At 67.7% G+C, this 9,305-nt stretch carries 7 protein-coding genes; all 7 read left to right on the forward strand.

Translation table 11 applies throughout. From position 1 onward, the window contains the following. A partial coding sequence (locus AC2VOP_RS20425) for a M50 family metallopeptidase (RefSeq protein WP_486962661.1) occupies positions 1–1,053 on the forward strand: 1,053 nt, incomplete at its 5' end. A gap of 51 nt (positions 1,054–1,104) precedes the next feature. Next, complete coding sequence (gene ispG / locus AC2VOP_RS20430) at positions 1,105–2,175, forward strand: flavodoxin-dependent (E)-4-hydroxy-3-methylbut-2-enyl-diphosphate synthase (protein ID WP_486962667.1); 1,071 nt, start codon at positions 1,105–1,107, stop codon at positions 2,173–2,175. A 128-nt stretch (positions 2,176–2,303) separates the two neighbouring features. Continuing rightward, positions 2,304–3,167, forward strand: a complete 864-nt coding sequence (locus AC2VOP_RS20435; protein ID WP_486962662.1) for a GNAT family N-acetyltransferase — start codon at positions 2,304–2,306, stop codon at positions 3,165–3,167. 153 nt (positions 3,168–3,320) lie between these two features. Then, entirely contained in the window at positions 3,321–5,144 is a 1,824-nt protein-coding gene (locus AC2VOP_RS20440; RefSeq protein ID WP_486962663.1) for a penicillin-binding transpeptidase domain-containing protein, read from the forward strand. 76 nt (positions 5,145–5,220) lie between these two features. After that, the gene (gene map / locus AC2VOP_RS20445; RefSeq protein WP_486962664.1) at positions 5,221–6,078 is read left to right on the forward strand and encodes a type I methionyl aminopeptidase; all 858 of its coding nucleotides are present in this window, start codon (positions 5,221–5,223) and stop codon (positions 6,076–6,078) included. A 54-nt stretch (positions 6,079–6,132) separates the two neighbouring features. After that, complete coding sequence (locus AC2VOP_RS20450) at positions 6,133–6,696, forward strand: alpha/beta fold hydrolase (protein WP_486962665.1); 564 nt, start codon at positions 6,133–6,135, stop codon at positions 6,694–6,696. Positions 6,697–6,838: 142 nt separating this feature from the next. Next, positions 6,839–9,305: SNF2-related protein (locus AC2VOP_RS20455; RefSeq protein WP_486962666.1), on the forward strand; the 2,467-nt coding region annotated here is incomplete at its 3' end.

Raw genomic sequence — 9,305 nt, forward strand, 5'->3', positions numbered from 1 at the left:
AAGGCGATCCCGGCGGGCGGGTTCTGCGACATCGCCGGGATGACCGCGGTCGAAGAGCTGGCACCCGAAGAACGCGACCGGGCCATGTACAAACAGCAGACCTGGAAGCGGGTCGCGGTGCTCGCCGCCGGTCCGGGGATGAACTTCGTCATCGGTCTGGTGTTGATCTACGCCATCGCGGTGGCCTGGGGCCTGCCCAACCTGCATCCGCCCACCTCGGCGATCGTCGGCGAAACCGCTTGTGTCGCACCAGAAATCACCAAGGGCGAGCTGGGCAAGTGTGCTGGCCCCGGACCCGCCGCGCTAGCGGGCATCCAGCGAGGTGACGTCATCGTGAAGGTCGGCGACACCGACGTGGCCAGCTTCGACGAGATGGCCGCCGCGGTGCGCAAGCAGCACGGTGTGACGCCGATCGTCATCGAACGTGACGGTGTCACGATGACCAAATACGTCGACGTCACCCCCACCCGGCGCTGGATCACCGACGGCGCCGGTAGCTCGCACGGCGGTGACGCTGCTCCCGCCACGGTCGGCGCCATCGGGGTGGGCGCCGCGCAGGTCGGGCCCACCCACTACAACCTGGTCTCCGCGGTGCCGGCCACGTTCGCGTTCACCGGGGATCTGGGGGTGGAGCTGGGCAAGTCGCTGGCCGCCATCCCGAGCAAGACCGGCGCTCTGGTGCACGCCATCGGAAACCCCAATGGCCCGCGCGACCCCGAGACTCCGCTCAGCGTCGTCGGTGCGTCCATCATCGGCGGTGACACCGTCGATCACGGACTGTGGGTGGCGTTCTGGTTCTTCCTGGCGCAACTGAACTTCATCCTGGGTGCGCTCAATCTGGTGCCGCTGCTGCCGTTCGACGGCGGGCACATCGCGATCGCAGTGTTCGAGAAGATCCGCAACACGGTCCGCTCGGTGCGCGGTCTGGCCGCGGCAGCACCGGTGAACTATCTCAAGCTGATGCCGGCGACTTACGTAGTCTTGACCGTGGTGGTCGGCTACATGCTGTTGACCGTGACCGCCGACGTGATCAATCCGATCCGGCTGTTCTGAGGAGGACCGGTGAGCAGTGGCCTGTCGCCACGCCGCAAGACCCGCCAGTTGATGGTCGGCAAGGTCGGGGTGGGCAGCGACTACCCCATTTCGGTGCAGTCGATGACCACCACCAAAACCCACGACATCGACGCCACGCTGCAGCAGATCGCCGAGTTGACCACGGCCGGCTGCAACATCGTGCGGGTGGCCTGCCCACGTCAGGAGGACGCCGAGGCACTGCCGGCCATCGCCCGCAAGAGCCAGCTCCCGGTGATCGCCGACATCCACTTCCAGCCCCGCTACATCTTCGCCGCGATCGACGCAGGCTGTGCGGCGGTGCGGGTCAACCCGGGCAACATCAAGGAGTTCGACGGGCGGGTCGCCGAGGTCGCCAAAGCGGCTGGCGCCGCCGGGGTTCCGATCCGCATCGGTGTCAACGCCGGGTCGCTGGACGAACGGTTCTTGCGCAAGTACGGCAAGGCCACCCCCGAGGCGCTGGTGGAATCGGCGCTCTGGGAGGCGTCGCTCTTCGAGGAGCACGGTTTCTCCGACATCAAGATTTCCGTCAAGCACTCCGACCCGGTGGTGATGGTGGCTGCCTACCAGCAGTTGGCCGAGCAGTGCGACTACCCCCTGCACCTCGGTGTCACCGAGGCCGGTCCGGCGTTTCAGGGCACCGTCAAATCCGCGGTCGCGTTCGGGGCGTTGCTGTCCCAAGGCATCGGCGACACCATCCGGGTGTCGTTGTCGGCGCCGCCCGTCGAGGAGGTCAAGGTCGGCAACCAGATCCTGGAGTCGCTGAACCTGCGGCCCCGCGGGCTGGAGATCGTGTCGTGTCCGTCGTGCGGGCGGGCGCAGGTCGACGTCTACAAGCTGGCCAATGAAGTCACCGCCGCTCTAGAGGGGCTGGACGTGCCGCTGCGGGTGGCGGTGATGGGCTGCGTGGTCAACGGCCCCGGTGAGGCCCGCGAGGCAGATCTGGGCGTGGCGTCGGGCAACGGCAAGGGCCAGATCTTCGTGCACGGCGAGGTGGTCAAGACCGTTCCGGAGTCCCAGATCGTCGAGACGCTGATCGAGGAGGCGCTGCGGTTGGCCTCGGAGATGGGAGAAATGGGGCACCACCCCACAGCCGACGGCTGAGGCAGCCGAAGTAGCCGAGACTCCGGACGCTTCTACCGGCGGTTCGCCCACGGTGACCGTAAGCTGATGAGAGCTGGATCGGGCCGCCCGGCCGTCAGTTCGCAGACAGAGTCACCGAAAGAGTCAGAATGTCGGCTCCACCGATTTTTCGCCTGGTCGATGAGCGACGAGTCTCGGTGGTGCGCGACGCCCGGGACGCAGCAGCCGTGTGGCGGGTGCTCGACCAGGATCCGGTCGGGTCGTGCATGGTCGCCGCACGAGTCGCCGATCATGGTGTGGACCCCCCGTCGATCGGTGGTGAACTGTGGACGCGGCGCGGTGTCGACGAGTCACTGTGCTACTCGGGCGCCAATCTCGTTCCGCTGAAAGGCAAGTCGGCGGACCTGAACGCGTTCGCCGACAAGGCGATGAGCACCGTGCGGCGCTGCTCGTCGCTGGTTGGCCGGGCCGAACTGGTGCTGCCGATGTGGCGGCGGCTGGAGCATGCCTGGGGCCCGGCCCGTGACGTGCGGCGCAGCCAACCGTTGATGGCATTGCGCAGCATGCCGAACTGTCCGCTCGACACCAAGGTGCGCCAGGTGCGGCCGGATGAACTGGACGCCTACCTGGCGGCCGCTGTCGACATGTTCATCGGCGAGGTGGGGGTGGACCCGCGGCTCGGCGACGGCGGACACGGCTACCGCCGCCGGGTGGCCAACCTGATCGCGGCCGGCCGGGCCTGGGCTCGCTTCGAACAGGGCAAGGCGGTGTTCAAGGCCGAGGTGGGATCGCAGTCGCCGGCGGTCAGTCAGATTCAGGGAGTATGGGTCCATCCGGAGCGACGCGGCCATGGGCTGGGCTCTGCCGGCACCGCGATGCTGGCGTCGGTGATCGTCGGCACCGGGCGGATCGCCAGCCTGTACGTGAACGACTTCAACCTGGTGGCCCGGGCTACCTACGAGCGGGTGGGGTTCACCCCGGTGGGCACTTTCGCGACCGTACTGCTCGACTGAGCCGGTGGGACGTCGCCCGAGATTGCGCGTAGGGCGGTGGAATCGCGCCGTGGGCAGCCATGGGTGCAATCTCAACCAACGGGCTGCAGATAACGGTTTGGTGTCGGTGCGCCTTCACCCACGTCGACGTGACAGCTCGTAACATCAGCCACAATGACAACTTCGACAACACTGGCCTCACGCATGGGCGGTCTTGTGGCGGTGGTGGTGACCGCAGGCTGCGTTGTCCAGGCCTGCACTCCCCGCCCGGACGGTCCCGGCCCGGTTGCCGAGCGGTTTTTCGCCGCGTTGGCCACCGGCGACACCTCGACCGCCGCCCAGCTCAGCGATGATCCCGTCGTTGCCCGCGAGGCGCTCAACGCCGCCTGGGCCGGGCTGCAGGCCACCCACCTGGACGCACATATTCTCGGCTCCCACTACACCGATGACACCGGCACCGTGACTTACCACTACGACTGGGAGCTGCCCAAGCATCGGCGGTGGGCCTACGACGGCCAGCTGAAGATGGTGCGCAACGAGGGCCGCTGGGAGGTCCGCTGGACCGCCTCCGGCCTGCACCCCAAACTGGGGGAGCACCAGACCTTCGCGCTGCGAGCCGATCCGCCACGACGTGCCTCGGTCACCGAAGCCGGTGGCACCGACGTGCTGGTTCCTGGCTATCTGCATCACTATCAACTGGACGCCGGCCGGGCGGGCGGCGACCTGATCCGCACCGCCCGCGCGGTGGTCGAGGCGCTGCAGCCGTTCGACGACACCCTGAACGACCCGCAACGGCTCGCCGAAGAGGCCAGCTCCTCGGTGACGCCGCTGGACCTGGTCACTCTGCGCAGCGACGACAACAGCCGGGTTGCCCCAGTGATCGGTGAGCTGCCCGGCGTCGTGCTCAGCTCCCAGCCGGTATTGCTTTCGACCGACGACAATTTCGCACCGGCCATCATGGCGGAGATCAAGAAAGCCGTGGTCGACCAACTGGACGGTGAGGCGGGCTGGCGCGTGGTCAGCGTCAACCAGAACGGTGTCGACGTCGACGTACTGCACGAGGTCGCGCCGTCGCCGGCGCCGTCGACCAGGATCAGCCTGGAACGTGGCGTGCAGAATGCCGCCCAGCATGCGGTCAACACCAGGGGAGCCAAAGCGATGATGGTGGTGATCAAACCATCGACCGGGCAGATCCTGGCCGTCGCCCAGAACGCCGCCGCCGACGCCGACGGCTCGGTCGCCACCACCGGCCTGTATCCACCCGGCTCGACGTTCAAGATGATCACCGCCGGCGCGGCGATGGAACGGGAGATGGCCGCCCCGCAGACGCTGCTCGGCTGCCCCGGCGAGATCGACATCGGCCACCGGACTATTCCCAACTACGGCGGGTTCGACTTGGGCGTGGTACCGATGTCGCGGGCGTTCGCCAATTCCTGCAACACCACGTTCGCCGAATTGGCCAGCCGAATGCCGCCGCGGGCGTTGACGCAGTCGGCCACCCGCTACGGCATCGGGGTCGACTACCTCATCGACGGCATCGCCACCGTGACCGGCTCGGTGCCGCCGACGGTCGATGTCGCCGAGCGCACCGAAGACGGGTTCGGTCAAGGCAAGGTGCTGGCCAGTCCGTTCGGCATGGCGATGGTCGCCGCCACGATAGCGGCCGGCAGAATGCCGGTGCCCTGGCTGATCGCGGGTGGGCGCCCGACGACGGTCCACGGCGACGTCACTGCGATCCCGCCACGCACCCTGGACGGCCTGCGCTCGATGATGCGACTGGTAGTGACCGAGGGCACCGCCCGTGACGTCGCCAACTGCGGCGAGGTATTCGGTAAGACCGGCGAGGCCGAATTCCCGGGCGGATCGCATTCCTGGTTCGCCGGCTATCGCGGCGACCTGGCGTTCGCGGCGCTGATCGTCGGCGGCGGCACCTCCGAATACGCGGTGCGGATGACCAAGGTGATGTTCGATTCGCTGCCGGCTGACTTTCTGGCCTGACCGCCAAGGCTTGAGCGCGGCAGCGTTGAGCGCCGCTGAGCGCGGCTGTGTCGACCAGCGTCATTAAGCTAACGGTATGCCCACCCGCGCCGCCCTGTCCCCCGGCGTGCTATCCCCGACGCTGCCGGTGCCCAAGTCGATCCCGCGCCCGGAATATGTCGGCAAGCCCACTGCCGCCGAGGGCAGCGAGCCGTGGGTGCAGACCCCCGAGATCATCGACAAGATGCGAGTGGCCGGCCGGATTGCCGCGGGCGCGCTGGCCGAAGCCGGCCGGGCGGTCGCGCCGGGGGTGACCACCGACGCGCTGGACCGCGTCGTGCACGCCTACCTGATCGATCACGGCGCCTACCCGTCACCGCTGGGTTACAAGGGCTTCCCCAAGTCGTGCTGTACGTCGCTGAACGAGATCATCTGCCACGGAATCCCGGACTCGACGGTGATCGCCGACGGCGACATCGTCAACGTCGACGTCACCGCCTACCTCGACGGCGTGCACGGTGACACCAACGCGACGTTCCTGGCCGGCGACGTCTCGGAGGAGCACCGGTTGCTCGTCGAACGCACCCGCGAGGCGATGATGCGTGCGATTAAGGCGGTCAAGCCGGGCCGCGCCCTGTCGGTCATCGGGCGGGTCATCGAATCGTATGCAAACCGGTTCGGCTACAACGTCGTTCGCGATTTTACCGGTCATGGGATCGGCACCACCTTTCACAACGGTCTGGTGGTGCTGCACTACGACGAGCCCGCGGTGACCACGGTCATCGAGCCTGGGATGACGTTCACCATCGAACCGATGATCAACCTCGGCGGGCTGGACTACGAGATCTGGGACGACGGCTGGACGGTGGCGACCACGGACGGCAAGTGGACCGCACAGTTCGAGCACACCCTGGTTGTCACCGACGACGGAGCCGAAATTCTCACGAGGGTGTGAGCTGCTCAGCGGAAAACCGCCCCGCGACGGGCCCACTGGTTATAGCGTGCGTAGATGCCCTCGACGATGACCACCGTCGACGGGTTTCCCGTCCCGGTCAGCGTGGCCGGCCCAGAAGGGAGCCCCGTCGTGGTGATGCTGAGCGCCGCACAGCGCACACTCGCCGCCTACGACGCGATCTGCGCAAGGCTGCACACAGCGCACCTGCGCACCGTCGTCGTCGGCCCCGAGCCGAAGCTGACACCGAAGTCGGTGGTCGGCATTCTCGATGCGCTCGACATCGGATGGGGCACCGTTTTCGGCGACCGGGCGGGTGCCGAGCTGGCGTGGGAACTGGCCGCGACGAGGCTGGACCGGTTCATCGGCTTGGTGGTCATCGACCGCGGCCATCCCCGTACGCCCGACGTCAACGGCGTCATCCGCGACGACCATTGCCCGCCGGTGGAGATCAACACCACCGTGCTGGTCAGCACCCCGGCCGCGCACGCGGTGGCCCGCGCCAGCCAGCAGTTCGTGTTGGGAGATTTACGCGTGGTGCAGTTGCTCAAACGGCGCAGCGCCCGGGAGTCCACCGCACAGGTGGCCGGCGAGATCGTGCTGCGCACCAGCACCTGGTGAGGATCGGCCGACGGCCGACGGCCTGCACCTAAAGTTTCTGCTGCGTCTGTTGTTTCAGACGAACAGTTGTATCGGGGATCCGCGGCGCAACGCGCCGCGCGGCCTTCGCGTCGCTGTCGGTGCCCGCCCCTATGCTGCGCGCATGCCACCATTACCTGCCCTCACCATCGGCCCCGCCGACCTGCGTTGCGACTTCGACGCCGCCACGATCACCCGCGGCGCCCGGTATGCCGAGGAAGGTCGGGTCCGAGACGTGTCCTGGGAGCACGACGGCCGCACCCTGAACGGAGCCTGCGTCGGCTCGCGCGGTCACGTGTACGGGGTCGATGTCTGCTTCGAGAACGTCGACGACCTGGTGATCGAGTGGGCCGACTGCGACTGCCCGGTCGGTGCCTTCTGCAAACATGCCGTCGCACTGCTGTTGACCGCGGCATCTGCTGGCCCGCAGCCGGCTGTTTCGGACCAGTGGCGCACGGTCCTGGCCCAGGTGCTCGACGAGCTGGCTGGCCCACCGTCCGACGCCGGCGCGCCGATGGGACTGGAATTCTCCCTCACCGCGGCCAGCCGGTACCTTCCCGGCGGCATGGTCTCTGTGCAGCCGGTGACCATCGGCAAGCGTGGCACTTGGATCAAGCGCGGCCTGAGCTGGCGGCGGCTGCTCTACGACGGCGCAGCGGGCGAGTTCGATCGTAACCAGTACCTGGCTGTCCGGGAACTCGCTCTCGCGTTGCGCCGGTCCGGTTCCGCGTTCTCCGCGCAAGCCCTGATCATCGATGGGGCACCGTCGGCGCTGTGGACGACGCTGATCGCCGCGCAGGACGCCGGGGTGGCGATGGTCGCCGGCAGTTCCAGCGGCTTGCGCGCGGTCGAGTTGATCAAAAACGCCCAGTTGCGCCTCGACTTCGCCGGCGACGACGCGGGCGGGGCGGTGATGTCGGCGACGTTGCTTGTCGACGGCGAGCGTACCGACCCGAGCGGCGTCACCCTGATCGGTCGGCCCAAACCGCACGGCATGCACCAGGTCTGCGATTCGGTGTTGCGGCTGGGCTCGTTCGACCCCATGCCGGGTCCCGGCATGCTCGACCTCCTCGCCAACCACAAGCAGGTGCACATTCCCGCCGAGAACGTCGACGAGGTCGCGCTGAGTGTTTTGCCGCGGTTGGCGAACACCGTGCCGGTAGAGGTCGAAGAGGGGCTGTTCGTTGCGCCCACCGTCACCGGACCGCTGCCGGTCTTGACCATCACGATGACTGGCGGCGGCGCCCGCGCGTTCTGGAGCATCCGCTACGACATCAACGACAAACACCACGATTTCGACCCTGATTCAGCGCCGCAGCCGACCGGCTACCGCGACGGCGCCGCGGAAGAAGCCAGCTGGCAGCGGATTGCACCCGCACTGCGGGCGGTGGCCACCGCGTCGCACACCTGGCCTGGGCAGGCCGCACAACGTGTGAAGCAGCGGATGGCCCGCGCTCTCGACGCCGCGGCAATCGCCGAGCTGCATGCGATCGACGGTGCCGGCGATCCGGCGGGGGCGGTCGCAGTGGCGTCGATCGCGACGTTGCGGGGCATGGTCGAGCTGACGGTGCCGGAGGCGGCGGTGCTGTGCGCGGAGATCATGCCGGAGTTGGACTGCCGTGCCGAGCTGACCGTCGAGATCGACGCGAACGCACCGGATTTCCGCGCAGCGCGAACCGACCCGCAGCTGGCTTTCGCCAGCGGTGAGGTCGAGCTTGCGGGCAGCGATTGGTTCGACCTGAACATCACCGTTGAGGTCGACGGGCACAGTGTGCCGCTACCCGAGGTGATCAGTGAACTAGCCTCGGGTGCAACGCATATGCTGCTGCCCGGCGGTGTGTACTTTCGGCTCAACAGCCCGGAGTTAGTCCGGTTGCGGGAGTTACTCGACGAAGCCCGTGCTCTCGGCGAGATCGACGGGGACAAGGTCAACGCCCAGTCGCTGAACGTCACACTCTGGGACGAGCTGCTCGCCCTCGGTGTCGTCGACCAGCAGGTGGGCCGGTGGCGGCAGAACCTGGCCCGGTTGTCCGCTGCCCGCCCCCCGGTGCCGGTCGACGTGCCGTGCGGGCTCGACGCCACGCTACGCGACTACCAGCGCGACGGCCTGGATTGGCTCTCGTTCCTGTGGGACAACGGCCTGGGCGGGGTGCTCGCCGACGACATGGGCCTGGGCAAGACGGTGCAGACGTTGGCGTTGATTACCCGTGCCGTCGGTGCGGGTGCTGGCAAGTTCCTGGTCGTGGCGCCGACCAGCGTGGTCGGCAACTGGGTCGCCGAGGCCGCCAGGTTCACTCCTGCGTTGAGCGCGGTCGCCATCAACGTCACCGACGCCCGGTCAGACCGCCCGCTGGCCGACCTGGTCGTCCAGGCCGACATCGTGGTGACCTCCTACACGCTGCTGCGCATCGACTTCGACGCCTACGCCGCGATCGACTGGGCCGGCGTCATTCTCGATGAGGCCCAGTTCGTCAAGAATCACAACAGCAAGACGCATCAGTGCGTGCGGCGGCTGGACGCCGCATTCAAACTGGCGATCACCGGCACCCCGATGGAGAACAATTTGATGGAGCTGTGGTCGCTGCTGTCGA

The sequence above is a fragment of the Mycobacterium sp. TH-M106 genome (genome assembly GCF_057473765.1).

What these genes read in the sequence shown, in the direction of transcription:
- ispG (WP_486962667.1), top strand. Translation starts at nt 1,105, where the DNA reads ATGGTCGGCAAGGTCGGGGTGGGCAGCGACTACCCCATTTCGGTGCAG.
- AC2VOP_RS20435 (WP_486962662.1), top strand. Translation starts at nt 2,304, where the DNA reads ATGTCGGCTCCACCGATTTTTCGCCTGGTCGATGAGCGACGAGTCTCG.
- AC2VOP_RS20440 (WP_486962663.1), top strand. Translation starts at nt 3,321, where the DNA reads ATGACAACTTCGACAACACTGGCCTCACGCATGGGCGGTCTTGTGGCG.
- map (WP_486962664.1), top strand. Translation starts at nt 5,221, where the DNA reads ATGCCCACCCGCGCCGCCCTGTCCCCCGGCGTGCTATCCCCGACGCTG.
- AC2VOP_RS20450 (WP_486962665.1), top strand. Translation starts at nt 6,133, where the DNA reads ATGCCCTCGACGATGACCACCGTCGACGGGTTTCCCGTCCCGGTCAGC.